This is a genomic window from Shewanella glacialipiscicola (assembly GCF_023283485.1).
GTDB lineage: Bacteria > Pseudomonadota > Gammaproteobacteria > Enterobacterales > Shewanellaceae > Shewanella > Shewanella glacialipiscicola.
Genome location: NZ_JAKILU010000013.1, coordinates 86,094 through 109,537, shown reverse-complemented (window position 1 = coordinate 109,537; position 23,444 = coordinate 86,094). Strand labels below are relative to the sequence as shown.

Sequence of the window (23,444 nt, the reverse complement as noted above, 5' to 3'; positions counted from 1 at the left end):
CTAGGGCTAGGATATTGGGCTTGTTCATACTTTGTAAGGTTAGAAAGTGACGACTTATTAGATCATATAATTAAAGTAATTGGTATTATTTCCCTTTGATGGCTCTTCTAGAACGAGTAATCACTTTTCTAGAATGAGCATAAGCGGCTCACGGGTAATTAATCGATAGGTGCCTCGTCATCTGCGTCGAAGTCGTCAAAATACCAATAGCCTAAATTCACCCATTCAGTTAACTGGATCAAAAACGCTGGACTGGTTAACCAAGGCGCTAACGCCATTTTATCGAGTTGATTCACATTACATAATAATGGGATTACCGCGGCCAATTCCACTGCAAGTTGGTATTTGTCACCGTTAATATAAACTGCACCTTCGGCGACATTAACATCAAAATACAAACAACGAAGACCACCGAGACGTATTAACGGCTGCTCATCAAGCCAAGCAAGCACTTCTGTTTGTGTAATATCCAGCGGCTCATCGGGTAAATCTAACGCACACTTAGATTGAGTTAAATAACGACCCGTAAATTCGCTCACTAACTCGTCACTAAGCATATTCGTCAGCTGTGAGCGTAAACGTGCTAAATCGGTATTATCTACGCAACCACTGCGGTTTGATAAGGCGCGATCGGGATCGCTAATCTGCTGAACGCCTAAATCCTGCTCAGAAAGATGATCCGCCAAGGCGCCTACCATTTCCTTGGCAGAGGCTGTGCGATAACCCACAGAAAAACTTAAGGATTGCTCTAAGGTTATCCCCTCGTGTGGAAACCCCGGTGGAAGATATAAAATATCTCCTGGCAATAGTTCAGTATCAATGATTGGCTCAAATGATTCAGTGTGTAATAAGGCGGGATGGGCAACAAATTGTTTGTGCGGCCCTATGTTCCCTACACGCCAACGGCGTCGCCCTGAGCCTTGGCAAATAAACACATCATAAAGGTCAATATGTGGCCCAACGCCGCCGCCAGGCGTAGCAAAGCTCACCATCACATCATCTAAGCGCCAACGGGGAATAAAATCAAAGCATTGGATCAAAGCTTCAGCATCTGGAATCCAGTTATTTAGGGCTTGTACGATTAACGTCCAATCTTTTTCACCCAAATGATCATAACTTTCAAAAGGGCCAAACTCTGCTTGCCATTGTCCTTCTTGCTGGTAAACACGCCTAGATTCGACCAGTTCATCCATCGCTAAACCTGCTAGGGCTTCTGGTGACACTAAATCTTGAAAATGGCTAAATCCTTGACGAATAACCAGTGGTTTTTTCTGCCAGTATTCTGCTAAAAACTGCGCAGGAGTTAAGCCATTAATATCGAGTTGCATAGGGGATGATGGACCAAGTAAACATAAATAAATGGTAATGCTAACAGTAAGCTAAAACCAAAAAGCTCGATGGGATCAATAAAGTTGTCGCAGATATGTTTTCATTTCAGCGATGAGATTATCGAATGACGAATGACGAATGACGATAAGCATCAATATAATCCAAACAAAAAGGCCAAGCATTAATAATGCTTGGCCTTTAACTGTGTATCTTTGCTTACAAAGGGATTAGAACCCTTCTACGCCTTTCATGTCAGGGAGATGATGGGCAATCCCTTTATGACAATCGATACAGGTCTTTTCACCATTCGCCAGTGAAGTAGAATGCATCTGCGACGCCCGAGGAGATTGGCGGGTAAAGTCCATGTAAGTAAAGTTGTGGCAGTTACGGCATTCGAGCGAATCATTCGCTTTTAACCGTTCCCACTCGTGCTCTGCTAACTCACGGCGCTTACCTTCAAACTTTTCACGGGTATTAATGGTACCAAACACTTTGCCCCACACTTCCTTAGAAGCTTGCATCTTACGGGCAATTTTATCGGTCCAGTTATGTGGCACATGGCAATCTGGACAGGTTGCCCGCACACCACTGCGGTTAGTAAAATGGATCGTCGTCTGTAATTCTTGATAGACGTTGTTTTCCATTTCATGGCAACTGATACAGAAAGCTTCTTGGTTGGTTGCTTCAAGGGCCGTGTTAAAGCCACCCCAAAAAATCACCCCAGCCACAAAGCCACCTAAGGTCAAAAAGCCCAGACTATAGTGCACACTCGGACGGTTAAGTACCTGCCAGATTTTTTTCAGTTTATCTAACATGCTAACTCCTAGTGTTTTTTCTGCTCAGTGTTGGCTTTAATAAGATGTTCCATATCAACAAAGTCGTTTTCGACCAGTAGTTTGGCATCTAACTGCGGCACATGGCACTGAGTACAGAAATAGCGGCGCGGCGATAATTCGGCAAGGAAGTTGTTATCCCTATCCATATAGTGCGTCACACTCACCATCGGGGCTTGCGACTCCCCAGTACGGCTTCTAGCGTGACATGCCATGCATTTATTCACTTTCAGATCCAATTGATAACCATCAATTTTATGTGGGATCACCGGTGGCTGCATAGGATAGTTACGCACTTCTTTTATATCTGTATTACGCACATTTTGCATCGCAGGTGGTGTTGGCTCAACATCAATGGGCGCTAAACGTAACGTGTCGATTTTATCTTCAGGAATACTCGTCGCAACGGCATTCGTCATGACGAATGAGCTAAGAGCAAGTAAACCCATCAATGACATTAATTTGAATGTTTTCATGTTGTACTCCTTATGCTTTGATGATCTTCACCGCACATTTTTTATAGTCAGTTTGTTTTGACAAAGGATCTGTCGCATCTAACGTGACTTTATTAATGAGCTGGCTAGCATCAAACCAAGGCACAAACACTAAGCCTACTGGTGGCTTATTACGACCACGGGTTTCAACGCGCGTTTTGATTTCGCCGCGACGCGACACCACTCGCACTTCATCACCACGGCGTAAACCCCGTTTTTTAGCATCTTCTGGGTGCATAAAACACACTGCATCAGGGAAGGCACGATACAGCTCAGGTACACGTTGAGTCATTGAACCTGAATGCCAGTGTTCAAGTACGCGACCTGTTGATAACCATATATCGTATTCTTCATCTGGTGACTCAGCTGCAGGCTCATAAGGCAGTGCAAAAATAATGGCACGACCATCGGAGTGACCGTAAAACTCAAAGTCTTTTCCTGGTTTCACATACGGGTCGCTACCTTCACGGAAACGCCATTTGGTTTCTTTACCGTCAACCACAGGCCAACGTAAACCGTGCGCCTCATGGTACACATCAAAAGGCGCTAAATCGTGGCCATGACCACGGCCAAAGGTCGCATATTCTTCGAATAAGCCCTTTTGAACGTAGAAACCAAAATGTTTTGCTTCGTTGTTTAGGTACTTAGGATCAGCATCTGTGAGCGGGAACTTTTCAACATTGCCATTTTGATATAGTACTTCGAATAAGGTTTTACCTTTAAATTCTGGATTTGCCGCTAATACATCCTGTGGCCACACTTCATCGGTAGTGAAGCGTTTAGCAAATTCCATCAGCTGCCATAAATCAGAGTGCGATTCACCTGGCGCCTGCACCATTTGATGCCAGAACTGTGTACGACGTTCAGCATTACCATAAGCGCCTTCTTTTTCGACCCACATTGCAGTAGGAAGAATTAAGTCAGCAGCTTGTGTCGTCACTGTTGGGTAAGCATCAGACACCACAATGAAGTTAGCCGGATTGCGATAACCCGGTAACATTTCTTCATTGATGTTCGCACCAGCCTGCATATTGTTGTTAACTTGGACCCAATAGCAGTTTAAATCACCATCTTTAAGGCGACGGTTTTGTTCAACTGCGTGGTAGCCAGGCTTAGGTGGAATAATGCCGCTAGGAATTTTCCAAATTTCTTCAGCACGTTTTCTATGCTCAGGATTAGTGACGACTAAATCGGCAGGTAAACGATGTGAGAAGGTACCGACTTCACGGGCCGTACCGCAAGCAGATGGTTGACCTGTTAACGAGAATGGGCTGTTGCCTGGAGTTGAAATTTTACCGACTAACAAGTGAATGTTATAAATCAGGTTATTACACCATACACCACGGGTGTGCTGGTTAAATCCCATCGTCCAGAAAGAAGTCACTTTAGTATTAGGATCGGCATATAACTTAGCCAATTCAATCAGTTTCTCTTCTGATACACCTGATAATTTACTGACTTTTTCTACCGTGTAATCGGCAACAAAGGCTTTAAACGTATCAAAATCGATTGGCGTTGAATCCGCAGCCGTTTTAACGTTTTTCGCTTTTTGTTCAAGTGGGTGCGTTGGGCGCAAACCATAGCCAATATCGTGAGTACCCATGTGGAAATTCACATGTTTTTTAACAAAATCCCAATTTACTTTATCGTTTTGAATAATATAGTTAGCAATAAAGTTTAAAATGGCTAAGTCAGTTTGCGGTGTAAATACGATGGGTAAATCCGCTAAATCGAAAGAACGGTGTTGGAAGGTCGATAACACTGTCACATTAACATGGGGGGCGCTGAGACGACGGTCGGTCACGCGGCTCCACAAAATGGGATGCATTTCCGCCATGTTTGAGCCCCAAAGTACAAAGGCGTCAGCAGCTTCAATGTCATCATAACAACCCATAGGTTCGTCAATACCGAAGGTACGCATAAAACCAACCACGGCCGAAGCCATGCAATGGCGCGCATTAGGATCGATGTTATTTGAACCAAAACCGGCTTTCATCAGCTTAAGGGCGGCATAACCTTCCCATACGGTCCATTGGCCAGAACCAAACATACCAACCGCTGTTGGGCCTTTGGCTTTAATGGTTTCTTTCCATTTTTGCGCCATGATATCAAAGGCGCTATCCCAGCTTATCGGTGAAAACTCACCGTGCTTGTCAAATTTGCCATCAGTCATACGTAGCATGGGCGTAGTTAAACGATCACTGCCATACATAATCTTGGATAAGAAATAACCCTTGATGCAGTTAAGGCCGCGGTTAACTTCACTATTGGCATCGCCATGGGTGGCAACCACTTTACCTTCGCGGGTAGCAACAATCACAGAACAACCCGTTCCACAAAAACGGCACGGTGCTTTGTTCCACTCTAATTTAGTCTGCTCTGAACTAGTAATTAAATTACTTGCGCCAGCTGGCAAGGCTAAACCTGCCGCTCCTGCAGCGGCTATCACCGCATTGGCCTTAATAAAGTCACGTCTATTCATGTTCATTCTTCACCCTCTTTAAGCTCTTCACTCTGGTGGTAAACCATAGTGGCGGATAAGACACCAGGAATGGCATTGATGGTTTCGATACTTTCCATAATGGCTCGTTGAGTATCCCCTTCGAGCACAACTACTAATTTCACTTCGTTGTTTACGGAAAGCTCAGCATTTTCAATAGTCATAATCTGCTGCCTAACCTCTGCCATCTTTTGTGGCAAAACTTGTACGACTAAACTTGTAATATGAATCTCTTTGCTCATCCGACACTTCACTCTTATTTCATGATTTTTATTATGTTAACCAGCACCTGGTGGGCCAGTTAAAATTTGGCTAAACCAAATTGCAAAACCTAAGCCGCTAACGAGTAGCACCGACAAAATAGGTGCTAACAATACGGTTAAAAATAGAAAAATTTTGAGTTCTAAGCTCTTGTTTTCATCTGTTTGAGTTGTCATATACGCTCCCTAAAGTACGTCTATCGTATTCACCACTTTATCTTACTTAACGATTTGATAACACTTAAATACAATCAAACCTTTTGTCATATGTTAAATTATTGGGACAATTTTATTTACCTAACACCATGATAGGTAAATATACCTTTTTTTAATGTGCCTCTAATTAGGTAATTAACAATAAGCGTGATCGCGATCTACAAAGCGGATAGTAAAAATTTAATCCTCCCCCCTCTTTCTGCAACAACCCCCTAAGAAGATGAAGAATTTCATCTTAAAACATCATCGCCATCCCCCAAAAACGATACATTAAAAAAACGTTATTTAGCACAACAACTCAGATACTCATAAAGAGATATTTATCACATATGAGAAACTTTATTGATCGCGATCAACGTTATGAACCCTCACACACTACAGACTTATTAACATCTTCCATCTTCTAAGAATAAAACAGCAGTCAATATAACTACCACTAAACAACCCACAATGCTGTGTAGCACAACATGCAAGGTTGTTAGCAATGTCGTACTAGGAGTTAATTAATAAGATGAGTCACTTACTCGATAAATTGCGGTTTTTTAAAACCCACCAAGAACCCTTTGCCGATGGGCATGGCGTGACAACCGATAAAGATAGAAGTTGGGAACAGGGTTATCGTCAACGCTGGCAACACGATAAAATTGTTCGTTCTACCCACGGGGTAAACTGTACCGGCTCTTGCAGTTGGAAAATTTATGTTAAAAATGGCTTAGTGACTTGGGAAACCCAACAAACCGATTACCCTCGCACTCGACCCGACTTACCTAACCATGAACCCAGAGGCTGCCCACGAGGCGCGAGTTATTCATGGTATATCTACAGCGCAAATCGCCTGAAATATCCTAAAGTTCGTCAACAATTAATGAAACTATGGCGCGAAGCTAAGCAACAACATGCTGATCCTGTCGATGCATGGGCGTCGATTGTGAGCGATCCGGTTAAAGCCAAAAGCTACAAAGAACGACGGGGATTAGGAGGATTCATCCGTGCGAGTTGGGATGAAGTCAACGAAATTATTGCGGCATCTAACGTGTATACCACTAAGGAATACGGCCCAGATCGCGTATCCGGTTTCTCCCCTATTCCGGCAATGTCGATGGTGTCCTATGCCGCTGGTGCGCGTTATTTATCATTAATTGGCGCTAACTGTCTGAGTTTCTACGATTGGTATTGTGATTTACCCCCCGCTTCACCACAGGTATGGGGTGAACAGACTGACGTCCCAGAATCTGCAGATTGGTATAACTCAAATTACATTATTGTTTGGGGCTCAAACGTACCGCAAACCCGTACACCCGATGCGCACTTCTTAAGTGAAGTCCGTTACAAGGGTACCAAAACCTGCGTTATTACCTCCGATTACTCTGAAGCGTCTAAGTTTGGTGATACTTGGTTAGCACCACGTCAAGGCACTGATGCCGCCTTGGCAATGGCTTTTGGTCATGTGATTTTAAAAGAGTTTTACGTCAATACCCCAAGTGCGTATTTCATTAATTATGCCAAACGCTACACAGACATGCCCATGTTGGTCATGCTTGAAGAAGTTAATGGCCACCTTACCAGTGGACGTTTTTTACGTGCAGCAGATTTAGTTGATAATTTGGGTGAAGAAAATAATCCAGATTGGAAAACGATTGCATTTAACCATGATGGTAACCTCACCAGCCCTAACGGTTCTATCGGTTATCGTTGGGGTGAAAAAGGCAAATGGAACTTAGAATCTAAAGACAGTAAAGGCGACATTGATCTTTTATTATCCCTTAAAGATCATGATGCTGAACTGACCGAAGTCGCTTTCCCTTACTTTGGCGGTGCGCCGCACGAATATGAATACTTTCAACACACTGATCACAGTGATATTCAGCTGCGTAATGTGCCCGTTAAAACCATTACGCTTGCCGACGGTAAGCAGGCAAAAGTAGCGAGCGTATTTGACTTAATGCTGGCGCATTATGGGGTGGATAACGGCGTTAACGACAGCAATCGTGCTAGCTCGTTTGACGATAACATCCCCTACACGCCAGCTTGGCAAGAAGTGATCACCGGTGTAAAACGCGCCGATGTTATCCGTGTTGCCACTGAGTTTGCGCGTAATGCTGATAAAACCAATGGTCGCTCTATGGTAATTGTGGGCGCTGCACTAAACCACTGGTATCACATGGACATGAACTACCGCGGCCTCATTAACATGTTAATGATGTGTGGTTGTATCGGTCAATCTGGCGGTGGCTGGGCTCACTATGTAGGGCAAGAAAAACTTCGTCCACAAACGGGTTGGACACCACTGGCATTTGCACTTGACTGGCAGCGCCCACCACGTCACATGAACGGCACCTCATTCTTCTACAACCACTCTAGTCAGTGGCGTTATGAAAAATTGAACATGTCTGAAATTATTTCGCCGCTCGCGCCAAAAGAAAACTGGACTGGCAGCATTATCGATTTCAATAGCCGTGCTGAACGCATGGGCTGGTTACCCTCTGCACCACAATTAAGCACTAACCCACTGCATTTGTCCGCCAGTGCTAAAGCGGCTGGACAAAACGTTGAAGACTACGTGGTATCACAACTGAAAACCGGCGATCTAAAATTTGCCTGTGAACAGCCGGACGATCCGAAAAACTTCCCACGTAATATGTTCATTTGGCGCTCTAATCTGCTGGGTTCATCCGGCAAAGGCCACGAATACATGCTGCGTCATTTCCTCGGCACTAAGCATGGGCTATTAGGTAAAGATCTCGGTGATTTTGGCGGCAATAAACCTGAAGATGTCGAATGGAAAGATGAAGGCGCCGAAGGCAAAGTCGACTTATGGGTTACCTTAGACTTCCGTATGTCAACCACTTGTTTATATTCAGATATCGTTTTACCCACTGCAACTTGGTATGAAAAAGATGATATGAACACCTCGGACATGCATCCGTTTATTCATCCTTTATCAGCCGCAATCGATCCCGTATGGGAAGCGCGATCTGACTGGGAAATCTTTAAAGGCATCGCCAAAGAGTTTTCCCGCGTGTGTGTGGGGCACTTAGGGGTAGAACAAGATCTGGTGACCATTCCAATGCATCACGATACCCCTGCTGAATTAGCTCAACCCTATGATGTTAAAGCATGGTGGAAAGGCGAATGTGAAGCTATTCCGGGTAAAACCATGCCGCATTTAACTATGGTTGAGCGCGACTACCCTAATACCTACGCTCGTTTTACTTCGGTAGGTCCCCTACTTGAAAAAATCGGCAATGGTGGTAAAGGCATTAGTTGGGACACTAAAGATGAAGTTAAGTTATTAACTCAACTCAACTATACCCATACCACAGAAGGCATCAACAAAGGCATGGCAAAGCTAGATACTGCCATTGATGCCTGCGAAATGATCCTCACCCTCGCCCCTGAAACCAATGGTCAAGTCGCCGTTAAAGCATGGGAAGCATTGGGAGAAATGACCGGTATAGATCACACCCATCTAGCCAAGCCCAAACAAGATGAAAAAATTCGTTGGCGCGATATTGTTGCCCAGCCGCGCAAAATTATCTCTTCACCGACTTGGTCTGGTTTAGAAGATGAGCATGTGTCCTATAACGCGGGCTATACCAACGTACATGAGCAGATACCGTGGCGCACCATTACTGGCCGTCAACAGTTTTACCAAGATCACCAGTGGATGCGTGACTTTGGCGAGCAGCTCTGTGCCTATAAACCGCCCATTAACTTAAAAACCGTTGCCCCAGTATTGAACAAAAAGCCTAACGGCAATAAAGAAATTGTTCTGAACTGGATCACCCCACACCAAAAGTGGGGCATTCATAGTACTTACTCCGACAACCTGTTGATGCTCACACTATCACGCGGTGGCCCTATCGTGTGGATGAGTGAGACCGATGCTAAAACCGCGGGTATTGAAGATAACGATTGGATTGAAGTCTTCAACGTCAACGGTGCAATAGCGTGCCGCGCAGTGGTGTCACAACGTGTGCCAGAAGGCATGAGCATGATGTACCACGCCCAAGAACGTATCGTAAATATACCAGGGTCAGAAATGACCGGCACCCGTGGCGGTATTCATAACTCAGTCACCCGCGCAGTGATGAAACCCACTCATATGATTGGTGCCTATGCGCAACAATCCTATGGTTTTAACTATTACGGTACTGTCGGTTGTAACCGCGACGAATTTGTTGTTGTACGCAAAATGCACAACGTCGACTGGTTAGATACTAAATAAGCGTGGAGCGAGGAATACAATATGAAAGTTAGAGCCCAAATCGGCATGGTGCTAAATTTAGATAAATGCATCGGTTGCCACACTTGCTCCATCACGTGTAAAAACGTTTGGACCTCACGCGAAGGCGTTGAATACGCGTGGTTCAATAACGTAGAAACTAAACCCGGTATTGGCTTTCCAAAAGAATGGGAAAACCAAAAGAAATGGAACGGCGGCTGGAAACGCACTGACGCCGGTAAGTTAGAACTCAAAATCGGTGGCAAAATCAGATTGCTGGCAAAAATTTTTGCTAACCCTGATTTACCTGAAATTGACGACTACTACGAACCCTTTGATTTTGACTACGAGTATTTACACACAGCGCCTGATAGCCAACATCAACCGGTGGCTAGACCCCGCTCGCTGATCACAGGTCAGCGTATGGAGAAAATTGAATGGGGTCCAAACTGGGAAGAAATTCTCGGGACTGAGTTCGAAAAGCGTAAAAAAGACATCAACTTCGATAATGTGATTCAAAAAGACATTTATGGTCAATTTGAAAAAACCTTCATGATGTATTTACCTCGACTGTGTGAGCACTGCTTAAACCCAGCATGTGTTGCCTCTTGCCCTTCAGGCTCGATTTACAAGCGTGAAGAAGACGGTATCGTACTGATTGACCAAGATAAATGTCGCGGCTGGCGCATGTGTGTTTCTGCCTGCCCTTACAAAAAAATCTACTTCAACTGGAAATCAGGTAAATCAGAAAAATGTACTTTCTGTTTCCCTCGCATTGAAGCGGGTCAACCTACGGTTTGCTCTGAAACCTGCGTAGGCCGTATCCGCTATCTGGGCGTATTGCTGTACGACGCCGACCAAATTGAAATTGCGGCAAATACTCCAAATGAAAAAGATCTATATCAAGCACAGCTCGATGTTTTCCTCGACCCTAACGATCCGGCTGTAATTGAAGCGGCGCGTAAAGAAGGCATCAGTGATAACTGGATCACTGCAGCCCAGCGCTCACCGGTATACAAAATGGCAATCGACTGGAAAGTCGCGCTGCCTTTACACCCTGAATATCGCACCTTACCTATGGTGTGGTATGTGCCGCCACTATCGCCAATCCAAACGGCAGTAGAAGCAGGTCATGTCGGCATGAACGGTGAAATCCCCGATCTGAAATCATTGCGTATTCCGCTACGTTACCTTGCAAACCTGTTAACTGCTGGCGATGAAAAACCAGTTGAGCGCGCACTTGAGCGCATGATTGCGATGCGTGCCTATAAACGCTCACAACAGGTCGACAAAGTTGAAGACTTAGAGGTGCTAAAGCAAGTTGGCCTCACCGCAGTCGAAGTCGAAGAAATGTATCGCTACATGGCCATTGCTAACTACGAAGACAGATTTGTAGTGCCAACGAGCCATAAAGCCTACGCAGAAAATGCCTACGACATGAAAAGCAGTTGCGGCTTTAGTTTTGGTAATGGCTGTGGTGATGGTAACAACGGCGTCAACTTATTTGGCAGCAAAGCGACCGGCGTACGCCAAGTCATTCCTGTCACATTGGAGAAGTAAACATGAAAGTACTGAGTGTTATTTCAATACTACTCGATTACCCGCACGCTGAACTGCTCGACGCGCGGGCAGAGTTAGAGGCCATTGTCACGGGATCTGAACTTGATGCCGCGCATCAAGCCCTTGTACTGCAGTTTATCGCCGAGCGTTTTGCGATGGATACCATGGACTGGCAAGCCGAATATGACGGCTTATTCGAGCGAGGACGTTCTTTGTCCTTACTGTTATTTGAACACGTTCACGGTGAATCACGTGACCGCGGGCAAGCCATGGTCAACCTTTTAGATCAATATCACCAAGCAGGTCTAGATATTAGTGCTAAAGAGTTGCCAGATTATATCCCGCTATATCTTGAGTTTATGTCAACCCAAGGCAGCGAAAATGGTCGTTATGGATTAGAAGAAGTGGCGCCGATTTTAGCGCTACTGGCATGCAGACTTGAAAAGCACCAATCAAATTATGCCAACTTACTCCATGCACTATTGAGCTTAAGCAAGGTTGATGTCGATCTTAAGGATTTACGTGAACAAATCGTTGACGAACAACCCGACAACACCCCCAAAGAGCTCGATAAAGTGTGGGAAGAAGAAATGGTGAGCTTTATGGACAACGCGCAAACGGGCTGTAATAGCAGCAATAAACCCAGTGAAACACAGCGTCGGGACCAACACATTCCACTCAATACCGAACTATTGCAGCCTAAAAGCAATAGCCAACGGTTGTAAGGAGACCATTGATGAGCCATTTCTCAATATTTGCCTTTGGCATCTACCCCTATATCGCTATGGCGGTGATGTTTATCGGTAGCTGGATCCGCTATGACCGTGAACAATACACGTGGAAAGCGAGCTCCAGCCAAATGCTGGAAAAACGCCAACTGCATATTGGTAGCGTATTGTTTCACGTTGGGGTGATCGGGATTTTCTTCGGTCATTTTGTGGGGTTACTCACACCATTAGCCGTTTGGCACGCGCTGGGCGTGACTGCCGAGTTTAAACAGTTACTTGCTATGGGTGCGGGTGGATTATTTGGAGTAATTTGCTTTGCGGGATTAACCATTTTGATCCGTCGTCGCCTAACAAACCCTCGCGTTCGTGCCACTAGCAAAAAGATGGATATCATCATCCTCTTAATGCTCTATGGACAACTGATCCTCGGACTTATTTCTATTCCGGTATCTGGTGGACACTTAGATGGCGCTGAAATGCTTAAGTTAATGGCTTGGGCACAAAACATTATGACCTTTAATAGTGTTGCCGCCGTTGAAGCCATTAGCGATGTAAATATCGTCTTCAAATTGCACGTCATTCTAGGTATGACGCTGTTTGTGGTATTCCCATTCAGCCGCTTGGTTCACATGCTCAGTGCACCACTGCAGTACCTAACACGCGCACCACAAATAGTACGTCGTAAAGTCAGCCGTTAGTGCTAAATCCCCTGATATTGGCTTATCAGGGGATCTTTGCTCGCCCGCATTTATTTTATAGAGAGCCATATTATGATCACAGTCAACCAAGCCAGCATTACCGAAGAGCAAGTTCTCAGTGAAATGCAGTATTTCCCGGCCCCAACCCAACGTAAAGCGATGTTAGAAGCCGCCCAGAGTTTAATCATTGGCGAATTGCTACTTCAACGTGCAAAAGCATTATCGTTATCTCGCCCTAATGATGAGATCTGTAATAAAGAGGATTATTTAGAGCAACTCATTGAATCTGAAGTACCTATTCCGCAAGCGACTCCCGAAGAGTGTTTACAGTATTTTGAACAAAACCCACACCGCTTTACAACCTCGCCATTGGTTGAGGCTAACCATATCCTGATTGCCGCTGCGCCCGATGATTTAAAAGCCAGAGCAGAGGGCAAAATCATCGCCGAGCAACTGATTGAACAATTGCATCAAAAAGCCAATTTTGCCGCTTTAGCACAGGAGTTTTCTGCCTGCCCTTCAAAATCCGTAGGGGGAAATTTAGGTCAGCTCAGCCGTGGGCAAACCGTGCCGGAATTTGAACGACAGCTATTAACCGCCGAAATAGGCTTGCAACCCTACCCGATAGAAAGTCGTTATGGATTTCATATTGTCGATATCAAACACAAAATTGCCGGTAACCCTCTCCCATTTGAAGCGGTTAGCGACAGGATTAGCTTATACCTTAATGAAAAAGTGCGTCAAAAAGCCATTGCTCAATATATCCAAGTGTTAATAGACGAAGCCCATATAGAAGGTTTTGATTTTGACACCAATAATGAGCCATTACTGCAGTAACCCATTAAAAAAATGATGTTTTTTAACGTTACATTTTGCTAATTTGTCGGAGTTTTCAAATGAGTAGTCTACCGCTACGCATTAAGAGTGGACAATACCGCGCATTGTGGCTTACCACCGCCGCTTTTACGCTCTGTTTCGCCGTTTGGACGATATTTTCGATTTTAGGGATAAAAATAAAAGCGGATTTAGCCTTAACCGATACGCAAATGGCGTTATTAATGGCGATTCCAATTTTAAGCGGCTCGTTGAGCCGCATTGCCCTAGGTATGTTTACGGAGCGCTGGGGTGGGCGCCTTGTATTTAGTACGTTAATGTACATTGCTGCCATTGCGACCTATCTGCTCAGTCTTGCTGATAGTTACGATATGCTATTAGTCGCAGGTATTGGGCTGGGTTTAGCGGGCGGTGGCTTTATTGTCGGTGCGACCTATGTCGTATCTTGGTTTGAAACACAAAAACAAGGTACTGCACTGGGTATTTTTGGTGCGGGCAACGTAGGTGCTGCGCTAACAACCTTTGGCGCACCCTTTTTATTAAAGTATTTCAGTTGGCAAGAAACCGCACAAATTTATGCTTTGATCATTGCGATTTCGGCAACCGCATATTTGGTCTTTGCCAAAACAGAACCCCGCCGATTAACTAATTTCAAACCGCCCAAATTCAGTGAACAATTAGGTTTGCTCAGCGACATTCGTATTTGGCGCTTCGCCTTATATTATTTTTTCGTGTTTGGCGCCTTTGTGGCACTCGCCCTATGGCTACCCCACTACCTTATTGATGTTTATGGAGTGTCATTAGTCACCGCCGGTATTCTTACCTCGTTTTATATTATCCCAGGTTCTTTATTTCGTATTTTAGGCGGCTTGTGGTCCGACAAATACGGCGCCCGTCGCATCATGTATTGGACGTTAGGCATCAGCACCATTTGTACCTTTTTACTCAGTTATCCCCCAACCCACTACAGCGTGAAAGGGGTTGAACACGTTTTTGAATTTAACTTCCACCTATCCTTGCCCGTTTTTGTGCTGCTTATTTTTACCTTAGGTTTTTTCATGTCTTTAGGTAAAGCGGCTGTATTTAAGCATATACCGACTTATTTCCCGAATAATGTCGGCGTAGTGGGCGGCCTTGTGAGTATGGTCGGCGGTATTGGCGGCTTCTTATTACCCGTCACATTTGGGATGCTCAATGACGTTATTGGCATCTGGCAAAGCTGTTTTATGTTGTTGTTTGTTATTAGTTCTATCTCATTAATGTGGATGCATTATTCAATTCGCCGAGCCGAGAGAATGGAATGGGCCAGTGGTCAAACGGTAAAAAACTTACCCGAAATGACCACACCCGACGCCTTTGTACTTAACGATTGGCAACCTGAAAATAAACATTTTTGGGACACTAAAGGTAAAAAAATTGCCACGCGCAATTTATGGATCTCAATACCCAACCTCTTCCTTGCGTTTGCCGTATGGTCTATTTGGAGCATTATGGTGGTTAAAATGCCGACATTAGGCTTTAACTACAGCCCAAATGAATTGTTTTGGTTGGCGGCGCTACCCGCATTATCGGGTGCTACACTGCGAATTTTCTATGGCTTTATGATCCCCATCTTCGGTGGTCGCCGTTGGACAGCCTTATCAACCGCATCACTTTTAATCCCTTGTTTATGGATGGGTTTTGCACTGCAAAATATCGAAACACCCTATCTCATCATGCTGATTTTAGCCTTACTCTGTGGTTTAGGTGGCGCTAACTTCTCATCGAGTATGGCAAACATCAGCTTTTTCTACCCTAGAGCTGAAAAAGGTACTGCACTAGGGCTTAATGCTGGGCTGGGTAACTTAGGCGTATCGGGCATGCAATTAATTGCCCCTTTAGTGATATCTGCCAGTGTGTTTGGCGGTTTAGAAGGAGAGCCTCTCACCCTTGTATTGCAAAACAGTGAAACACATTCGGTGTGGTTGCAAAACGCGGCGTTTATCTGGGTGCCATTTATCATTATTGGCTCCATTGCGGCGTGGTTTGGCATGAATGATATTACGGATGCTAAATCTTCATTTAAGGAGCAAGCCGTCGTCTTTAAACGTCATCATACTTGGCTAATGTGCTGGCTTTATTTAGGAACTTTTGGCAGTTTTATTGGTTTTGCCGCAGGTTTCCCATTGTTATCGGGTATGTTATTCCCAGATGTCGACCCCGTTAAGTTTGCCTTTATCGGTCCACTTGCAGGTGCATTAGCCAGACCTGTCGGCGGTAAATTAGCCGATAAATTTGGCGGCGCCCAAGTGACGCTATGGAACTTTTTCTTCATGGCGATGGGCGTTGTCGGTGTGCTGTACTTCTTACCGCATGACGGTGCTGCGGGTAATTTTGGTGGCTTCTTCGGTATGTTTGTTTTGCTCTTTATCACCACAGGCATTGGTAATGGTTCAACGTTCCGTATGGTGCCAGTGATGTTTTTAACCCTGAGGCAAAAAGCATTAGGTAAAGGCATGGAAAAACAAGCCGAAATCGAAGGAAACCGAGAGTCCGCAGCGGTTTTAGGCTTTATTTCTGCCATTGCTGCCTATGGCGGATTTTTTATTCCCAAATCCTATGGCACCGCAATGAGCTTAACTGGAGCGGTAGATACCGCGCTCTATGGGTTTATCCTGTTTTACGCCAGTTGTGTGGTTATCACTTGGTGGTTCTACGCTAGGCGTAACGCAGAGATCCCTTGCTAACTGTTAGCTAAACAATGGTAGGCATGCCGATTTAGGATGCCTATCATCTACATTCACTTTTTTACAAAGGTGCCAACATGACAAAATTATCGACGAATAAACCCTTGGTTTATGCCTGCTCTGGCTGCTCAAATGTCGCACAATTAGCTAATGATGTGGCCCTGACCCTTGATCGTTCAGGCGTGATGCAAATGTCATGTATCGCGGGCGTTGGAGGGAATATAAAATCGATTGTCAGACTGGCGAAATCTGGACGCCCCATATTGGCACTTGATGGTTGTAAGCTCAATTGCGTTAAAAATAGTTTGGCGCTACAACAAATTGTACCCACCTGGCACATAGAGCTCACCCAATTGGGCTATAAAAAACAACAGCAAATTGATTGCGATCTGGCTGATAGTTACCGTTTGTTACAGCATATCCATCAAAAAATTATTCATATTCCTCAATGTAAACTTAATTAGCCTAATCATCATTTACACTGCCGCAGTTTTTATTTAAGCTCTGGAACCTACTGTAAATAAGCCAAGTTTAATACAGCTTAAACAAGCACTTATTTACAGCCATTCACCCGTGTTATCTGCTTTACTCCCCCAAGATTAACCTCATCGCATTAATCCTCAATAGTTTGATCTTGATCAAACTTTTATTTGTCTATCCCGATATTATAAAACACAATATATAGTTAATTATAATTGAATAGGCACAACATATGGTGGTTATGGCATTTAATAGCTTTGCGCCACAGATCTGTTTTCAAGAGGTTCCTGATGAGGTGTCGTTAGCATTTACCATCACCGGTTGCCCACTACGTTGCCAAGGGTGTCATAGCCAAGATACTTGGGATCCAGAAACGGGTATTCAGTTAAATAATAATAATTTTCAACATTATTTAACACGTTATCAGGGACTGGTGAGTTGTGTTTTATTTTTTGGTGGCGAATGGAATCCCCCTGCATTACTCGACAAGTTATCACTGGCAAAAAAATACGGTCTTAAAACCTGTCTCTACACTGGAAAAACCAAGGTATCACAGCATCTGATTGCACAATTGGATTACCTCAAAACGGGGGCTTGGCGGCCAAATCAAGGAGGATTAGAAAAAGAAAAAACTAATCAACGCTTTATTGAACTCGCAACGGGAAACCTACTCAACTTTAAATTTAGGGAACATCAGCATGCCATCTCTTAACCCACAGCAATTACAAAAAAAATTAGCTTTTATTAAACAATATCAACAATCAAATAATGCCGCTGATGCTTCGCATTTAGATGCGAATGCAAATGTAACCCATAAAAACATTGCCACCTTAGAAACCGAGTTAATGAAAGATTATTTTATTGATATTAATCGTGAATTAGTAAAACAAAAAATAACTGAATTATATGGTGTAGATTTAGCGAAAGAATACGAGAGACAAATAATAGAACATGAAATTTACGTTCATGATGAAACCAGTTTAAAACCATATTGCGCTTCTATTTCAATGTACCCATTTTTACTCAGTGGATTAACTCAATTAGGTGGAGAATCACAAGCGCCAAAACACTTAGAGTCTTTTTGTGGCAGCTTTGTTAATTTAGTATTTGCTATCAGCGCGCAATTTGCTGGCGCAATTGCGACTGTCGAATTTTTAATGTATTTCGATTACTTTGCCCGTAAAGATTTTGGAGATGATTATCTCACCGAGCATAAACACGCAATAGAGAACCACCTACAACACGTTGTGTATGCGTTAAATCAACCTGCAGCAGCAAGAGGATACCAAAGTGTATTTTGGAATATTTCTCTTTATGATCAATATTATTTTGAGGCCATGTTTGGGCAATTTGTATTTCCTGACTTTACCCCGCCAGATTGGCACTCTTTAAAACAGTTACAAGTTTTTTTCTTAGATTGGTTTAATCAAGAACGGAATAAAGCCATTTTAACCTTTCCAGTGATCACCGCGGCGATGTTAACCGCTGATGATAAAGTTAAAGATACGGAGTTTGCCCATGTTTGTGCCAAAAATATGAGCGAAGGCGGTGCATTTTTTATTTATCAATCCAAAAATGCTGACTCTTTAGCCTCATGCTGTCGTTTACGTAATGAAATAAGCGATCACACCTTCTCCTACAGCTTAGGTGCTGGCGGCGTCGCCACCGGTTCAATTAATGTTATAACCATTAATATGAATCGATTAATCCAAGATAAACGCGATCTTAAAATCGAGGTTGAAAAGGTTCATCAATACCAGATTGCCTATCGTAAGCTAATGGAAGAACAATTAGCCAATGGTATGCTGCCAGTCTATACCGCGGGTTTTATCTCTCTGGATAAACAATTTATGACGATTGGTATTAATGGCATGGTAGAGGCCGCTGAATCTTTAGGTCTAGTAGCTGACACTAATAATGATTACCAGACCTTTGTCGACCAGCAATTACAGATTATTTATAAGGCTAACCGAGAAGCTACTCAAAAATTTGGCTACAAATTTAATACTGAGTTTGTTCCAGCAGAAAACTTAGGTATAAAGAATGCGGCTTGGGATAGAAAGGCAGGCTACTTTGTTAATCGAAGTTGCTATAACAGTTACTTTTATCCGGTAGAAGACACTAACATTAATTATCTTGATAAATTTATTATGCACGGTGAAAAAATGACCCGCTACTTAGATGGGGGCTCAGCATTACATTTAAATTTAGATGAAAAGTTATCAGTAAAAAATTATCTTAATTTATATAATGTCGCTGCACGTACAGGGTGTAATTATTTTTGTGTCAATGTAAAAATTACTATCTGCAATGAATGTCAGCATATTGATAAACAAACTCAGCAATATTGCCACCAATGCGGTTCAAAAAACATTGACTACGGCACCCGTGTTATTGGTTATTTAAAGCGCGTCTCAGCCTTTAGTCAAGGACGTCGAACCGAACACGATTTACGTTATTATCACCAGTCGCCCGCACCAACACATGCCTGATAAAGCCTTATTTGAGTCAATAGCCAGCGCTATAAATAACTGGCTATTGCTCAATATTAATCTAGGCGCATTTATGACTGTTCGGTAAGTTGATTTAATATACGCTTTTCAGAAATAGGATATGCGGTACCTAACACTTGAGCAAAACAAGATACGCGATATTCTTCAATCATCCAGCGAGCTTCAATTAATGCAGGCGGTGTTGGCATAGCGCGCGGTACTTTTGCTAGCTGCGCCGTTAAGGCTGCTTGCACTTTATTAATACTTTGCATGTGCAAACGGTCGCGAGTCGGGTCAATAGGCAGTTTTTCAACACGGGTTTCAATCGCTTTTAAATAACGCGCCACATCCGCTAAACGCTGCCAACCACAGGCTTCTACAAAACCTTTAAACACTAATTTGTCTAATTGATTTTGGATATCACTCATAGCAAAGGCGATATCTAAACTTATTTTGCCTTTAAGACGTTTTTTAATACTCTGGTACAAGGTTAAAATCTGTTCAACCTTAAGAGCTATTTGCTCAGCAGTCGGGTTCAATTCTTGGCGAACCCAATCCTTTGCTAGCTCAAATTGAGCTTGATTACGTACATCTAACGCTTTTTGGTCTAACAACTGCTGCACGGCGGCGGCAATAATATCATCAATCAAAATTTGCACTTGACCAAAAGGATTGAAATACATCGCCAATTTGGCCTTATTCGGCAAGGCTTGCTGTAAATGTTTTACCGGCGAAGGAATGTTGAGCAACAGCAAACGTCGCAGACCTTGGCGATGGGCATCTTGCGCCTCAAATTCATCATCAAATAATTTGATCGCGACGCTGTCTTTTTTATCGATCAGTGCCGGAAACGCTCGTACTTGATAATTGCCTTTTTGCTGCTGGTATTGCTGCGGCAAATCACCAAAAGACCATTCAGTTAAGGCTTCTTTTTCAATTCCCTTATCCGCCACCTGACGTATCGCCTTAGCAACAACGCCTTGCAATTCGGCTTTTAAGTTATCGAGCATGCGGCTCTGCGCTACTAAATTATGATGATCGTCTTCAATTTTAAAATTCATCTGCAAATGCGCGGGCATTTGCGTTGCATCAAAATCTTCTGGCGATATACGCGTGCCGCTCATACGCAGTAATTGTTTGCACATGGTATCCAGTAAACTAGCACTAAACGGTGCCATGGCCTGCACACAAGCTCGGGCGTAATCAGGCGCTGGCACAAAGTTACGCCGTAAACTTTTAGGCAACGATTTGATCAATGCGATGCACTTTTCTTCCCGCAGCCCTGCCACTAGCCAATCAAAATCACTGTCATCAATTTGATTAAGCAGCGCCACCGGAATGTGTACAGACACGCCGTCATCACTGGCGGCAGGCTCAAAATGGTAACTCAATTGCAGGCGTAAATTTCCTTTATGCCAGGTATCGGGAAAATCCAAGCTCGAAATATGATCGGCACTGCGCTGCATTAACAAGGCTTTGCTGAAATCGAGTAAATCTGGCTGCTCACGCTTAGTTTTATTCCACCAGCCCAAAAACAGCTGCGCGTTGTAAATACCTTCAGGGATGCGCGGCTCATAAAAATCGACTAACACTTGCTCGTCGACCAAAATATCGCGGCGGCGGGATTTGTGCTCAAGTGATTCAATGTCTTCTAGCAACTTTTGGTTAGCCACAAAAAATGCTTCTTGGGTTTGCAACTGCCCTTCTGCCAAAGCACTGCGGATAAAAATCTCCCGCGCTTCAACGGGATCGATGGGGCCATATTGCACTTTTCGGCGATGCACCACCATCAAGCCATAGAGCACTTGGTTTTCAAGGGCGATAACGCTACCTGGTTTTGCCTCAAAATGTGGTTCTACATAGCTTTTTTTGATCAAATGCGCGGCTAAGGGCTCAAGCCATTCAGGTTCAATTTTTGCGCAGCAACGGGCGAATAAGCGCGAGGTTTCGGTCAGCTCTGCGGCCATGATCCACTTAGGGCCCTTTTTAGCCAATGGCGAGCCGGGAAACACAAAGAATTTACGATTACGAGCACCTAAATACTCGTTATTGTTATCTTTAAAACCCACATGACTCAATAAGCCTGACAACAGTGCGCGGTGCAAGGTATCGTAACTGGCTGGCGTATCGTTTAAACGCCATTTTAAATCGTGTACGGCTTGCTTAAGTTGAGCGTATAAATCCTGCCACTCGCGCACACGCAAATAGGCTAAATACTCATCGCGGCACTTTTTACGAAACTGGCTAGCCGATAATTCTTTTTGTTGTTCTTTTAGATGCTGCCACAGGTTTATCCAGCTGACAAAGTCGGAACTGGGATCGGCAAAACGGCGATGGGCTTCGTCACTGGCTTGCTTTTTCTCCATTGGACGCTCGCGGGGATCTTGAATCGATAACCCCGCCGCAATCACTAATACTTCATTCAAACAACCTAACTGCTGACTCTCTACCACCATACGCGCGAGACGCGGGTCCACCGGAATTTGCGCTAAATTCCGCCCAAGTGGCGTTAATACGAGTTTATTGTGTTTGCTCTCTACTGCTTGTAATTCTTCAAGCAGCAAAAAACCATCGCGGATATGGCGAGGATCGGGCGGCTCGATAAAGGGGAAACCTGCAATATCGCCCAAACCAATAGCGAGCATTTGTAAAATAACCGAAGCCAAGTTAGTGCGTAAAATTTCAGGATCGGTAAATGCTGGGCGATTATTAAAATCGGCCTCATCATACAATCGAATACAAATCCCCGGCCCAACACGACCACAACGGCCTTGGCGCTGATTCGCACTCGCCTGTGAGATAGGTTCAATCGGTAAACGTTGTACCTTAGTACGGTAGCTATAACGGCTAATGCGCGCCGTACCAGGGTCAATTACATAGCGAATGCCCGGCACAGTTAAGGAGGTCTCTGCCACGTTAGTGGCTAGTACAATCCGCCGACCTCTGTGGCTATTGAACACTTTGGATTGTTCACCGTAGGATAGCCGTGCATAGAGCGGCAAGATTTCGGTATCACGATAATTGCGTCGGCTTAATTGCTCAGCCGTATCGCGAATTTCTCGCTCGCCGTTCATAAAGATTAATATGTCACCAAGACCTTCGCTCACCAACTCATCAACGGCGGCAAAAATGCCTTCGATTTGATCTAAATCGGCATCGCTGTCTTGCACCAATGGCCGATAACGGGTTTCTACCGGAAAGGTACGCCCTGATACTTCGATGATGGGCGCATTGTTAAAATGCTTAGAAAATCGCTCAACATCTATGGTTGCTGACGTGATAATGACTTTAAGATCAGGGCGTTTTTTGAGAATTTGTTTGAGATAGCCCAGAATAAAGTCGATATTGAGACTGCGTTCGTGGGCCTCATCGATGATAATGGTGTCGTATTGATCAAGATTGCGATCGGACGTTAATTCCGCCAGTAAAATACCGTCGGTCATCAACTTAATATACGAGTCACTTTTAAGCGCATCGGCAAAACGCACTTTAAAGCCGACGACTTCCCCTAGCGGGCTTTGTAATTCCTCTGCAATGCGGCTTGCCACACTGCGGGCAGCCAAACGTCTTGGCTGGGTGTGGGCTATCATGCCGCGACACCCCAAACCCACTTCTAAACAAATTTTGGGGAGCTGAGTGGTTTTACCCGAACCGGTTTCACCAGCAATAATCACCACTTGGTTACCCGCAATCGCGCGAGCAATATCGTCGCGCATCAGAGAAACGGGTAGATTCTCAGGATAGTGAATTTTAGGGCGCGCATTACGGCGCAGCTCAACCTTCTCAAACGCCGCCTGCGCTTGCTCACTCAGTTGGGCTAAGGTTTGAGTTTTTTTATCTGAGTCGACTTCTTTATTGAGCTTAAATAAACGGCGACGGATCCGCGACGCATCGCTCTGATAACAAAGATTAAGAAAGGCGTTCGATAGCGGATGTGTGTCTGAGTTCAAATGCAAATTCCAGTGCTAGCATCAAAAATGGCGATCCTAGCAAGGAAATTGACGCAATGGTATGGCTAATTTACGCTGCACTGAGGATAAAGCGTATCAGTTCCTCATTAGTAAGGCTT

16 protein-coding genes are annotated in these 23,444 nt (G+C 44.2%); 9 read left to right on the top strand and 7 right to left on the bottom strand.

All coding sequences use genetic code 11. The features are described 5' to 3' along the window. Window positions 1-158: 158 nt before the first annotated feature. The 6 genes from L2717_RS11590 to L2717_RS11565 all read right to left on the bottom strand — a co-directional run bounded on the left by L2717_RS11590 (window position 159) and on the right by L2717_RS11565 (window position 5,593). A complete protein-coding gene (locus L2717_RS11590) occupies window positions 159-1,328 on the bottom strand; it encodes a ribosomal protein uL16 3-hydroxylase (RefSeq protein ID WP_220774970.1) in 1,170 nt (389 codons plus the stop codon). A 228-nt stretch (window positions 1,329-1,556) separates the two neighbouring features. After that, window positions 1,557-2,144, bottom strand: a complete 588-nt coding sequence (locus tag L2717_RS11585) for a cytochrome c3 family protein (RefSeq protein WP_076500126.1) — start codon at window positions 2,142-2,144, stop codon at window positions 1,557-1,559. An 8-nt stretch (window positions 2,145-2,152) separates the two neighbouring features. Further along, window positions 2,153-2,638: a nitrate reductase cytochrome c-type subunit gene (locus L2717_RS11580; protein ID WP_220774969.1), complete on the bottom strand. Its 486-nt coding sequence runs from the start codon at window positions 2,636-2,638 to the stop codon at window positions 2,153-2,155. Between the two features lie 10 nt (window positions 2,639-2,648). Further along, the gene (gene napA / locus L2717_RS11575) at window positions 2,649-5,138 is read right to left on the bottom strand and encodes a nitrate reductase catalytic subunit NapA (protein WP_248938055.1); all 2,490 of its coding nucleotides are present in this window, start codon (window positions 5,136-5,138) and stop codon (window positions 2,649-2,651) included. A 2-nt stretch (window positions 5,139-5,140) separates the two neighbouring features. Continuing rightward, the gene (locus L2717_RS11570; RefSeq protein WP_076500130.1) at window positions 5,141-5,398 is read right to left on the bottom strand and encodes a chaperone NapD; all 258 of its coding nucleotides are present in this window, start codon (window positions 5,396-5,398) and stop codon (window positions 5,141-5,143) included. A 36-nt stretch (window positions 5,399-5,434) separates the two neighbouring features. Then, window positions 5,435-5,593, bottom strand: a complete 159-nt coding sequence (locus tag L2717_RS11565) for a periplasmic nitrate reductase, NapE protein (protein WP_220775185.1) — start codon at window positions 5,591-5,593, stop codon at window positions 5,435-5,437. A 550-nt stretch (window positions 5,594-6,143) separates the two neighbouring features. Here L2717_RS11565 and L2717_RS11560 point away from each other — a divergent pair. The 9 genes from L2717_RS11560 to nrdD all read left to right on the top strand — a co-directional run bounded on the left by L2717_RS11560 (window position 6,144) and on the right by nrdD (window position 19,375). Next, window positions 6,144-9,860, top strand: a complete 3,717-nt coding sequence (locus tag L2717_RS11560; RefSeq protein ID WP_248938054.1) for a nitrate reductase subunit alpha — start codon at window positions 6,144-6,146, stop codon at window positions 9,858-9,860. A gap of 21 nt (window positions 9,861-9,881) precedes the next feature. Continuing rightward, the gene (gene narH, locus L2717_RS11555) at window positions 9,882-11,417 is read left to right on the top strand and encodes a nitrate reductase subunit beta (RefSeq protein ID WP_076500136.1); all 1,536 of its coding nucleotides are present in this window, start codon (window positions 9,882-9,884) and stop codon (window positions 11,415-11,417) included. Window positions 11,418-11,419: 2 nt separating this feature from the next. After that, window positions 11,420-12,142, top strand: a complete 723-nt coding sequence (narJ, locus tag L2717_RS11550) for a nitrate reductase molybdenum cofactor assembly chaperone (protein ID WP_076500138.1) — start codon at window positions 11,420-11,422, stop codon at window positions 12,140-12,142. Window positions 12,143-12,153: 11 nt separating this feature from the next. After that, the gene (gene narI, locus L2717_RS11545; RefSeq protein WP_076500140.1) at window positions 12,154-12,843 is read left to right on the top strand and encodes a respiratory nitrate reductase subunit gamma; all 690 of its coding nucleotides are present in this window, start codon (window positions 12,154-12,156) and stop codon (window positions 12,841-12,843) included. A 72-nt stretch (window positions 12,844-12,915) separates the two neighbouring features. Continuing rightward, window positions 12,916-13,680, top strand: a complete 765-nt coding sequence (locus L2717_RS11540; RefSeq protein ID WP_107882728.1) for a peptidylprolyl isomerase — start codon at window positions 12,916-12,918, stop codon at window positions 13,678-13,680. A 59-nt stretch (window positions 13,681-13,739) separates the two neighbouring features. Then, window positions 13,740-16,403 carry a nitrate/nitrite transporter gene (locus L2717_RS11535; protein ID WP_220774453.1) on the top strand — a complete coding sequence of 888 codons (2,664 nt, stop codon included), beginning with the start codon at window positions 13,740-13,742 and terminating at the stop codon, window positions 16,401-16,403. A gap of 77 nt (window positions 16,404-16,480) precedes the next feature. Further along, a complete protein-coding gene (locus L2717_RS11530) occupies window positions 16,481-16,867 on the top strand; it encodes a putative zinc-binding protein (protein WP_076500146.1) in 387 nt (128 codons plus the stop codon). A gap of 257 nt (window positions 16,868-17,124) precedes the next feature. Next, a complete protein-coding gene (gene nrdG, locus L2717_RS11525) occupies window positions 17,125-17,595 on the top strand; it encodes an anaerobic ribonucleoside-triphosphate reductase activating protein (protein WP_220774454.1) in 471 nt (156 codons plus the stop codon). Further along, entirely contained in the window at window positions 17,582-19,375 is a 1,794-nt protein-coding gene (gene nrdD, locus L2717_RS11520) for an anaerobic ribonucleoside-triphosphate reductase (RefSeq protein WP_248938053.1), read from the top strand. Before nrdG ends, nrdD begins: the two co-directional genes overlap by 14 nt. 71 nt (window positions 19,376-19,446) lie before the next feature. Here the strand turns inward: nrdD and hrpA are convergent, their stop codons facing one another. Beyond that, entirely contained in the window at window positions 19,447-23,325 is a 3,879-nt protein-coding gene (hrpA, locus tag L2717_RS11515; RefSeq protein WP_373316161.1) for an ATP-dependent RNA helicase HrpA, read from the bottom strand. Window positions 23,326-23,444: the final 119 nt, after the last annotated feature.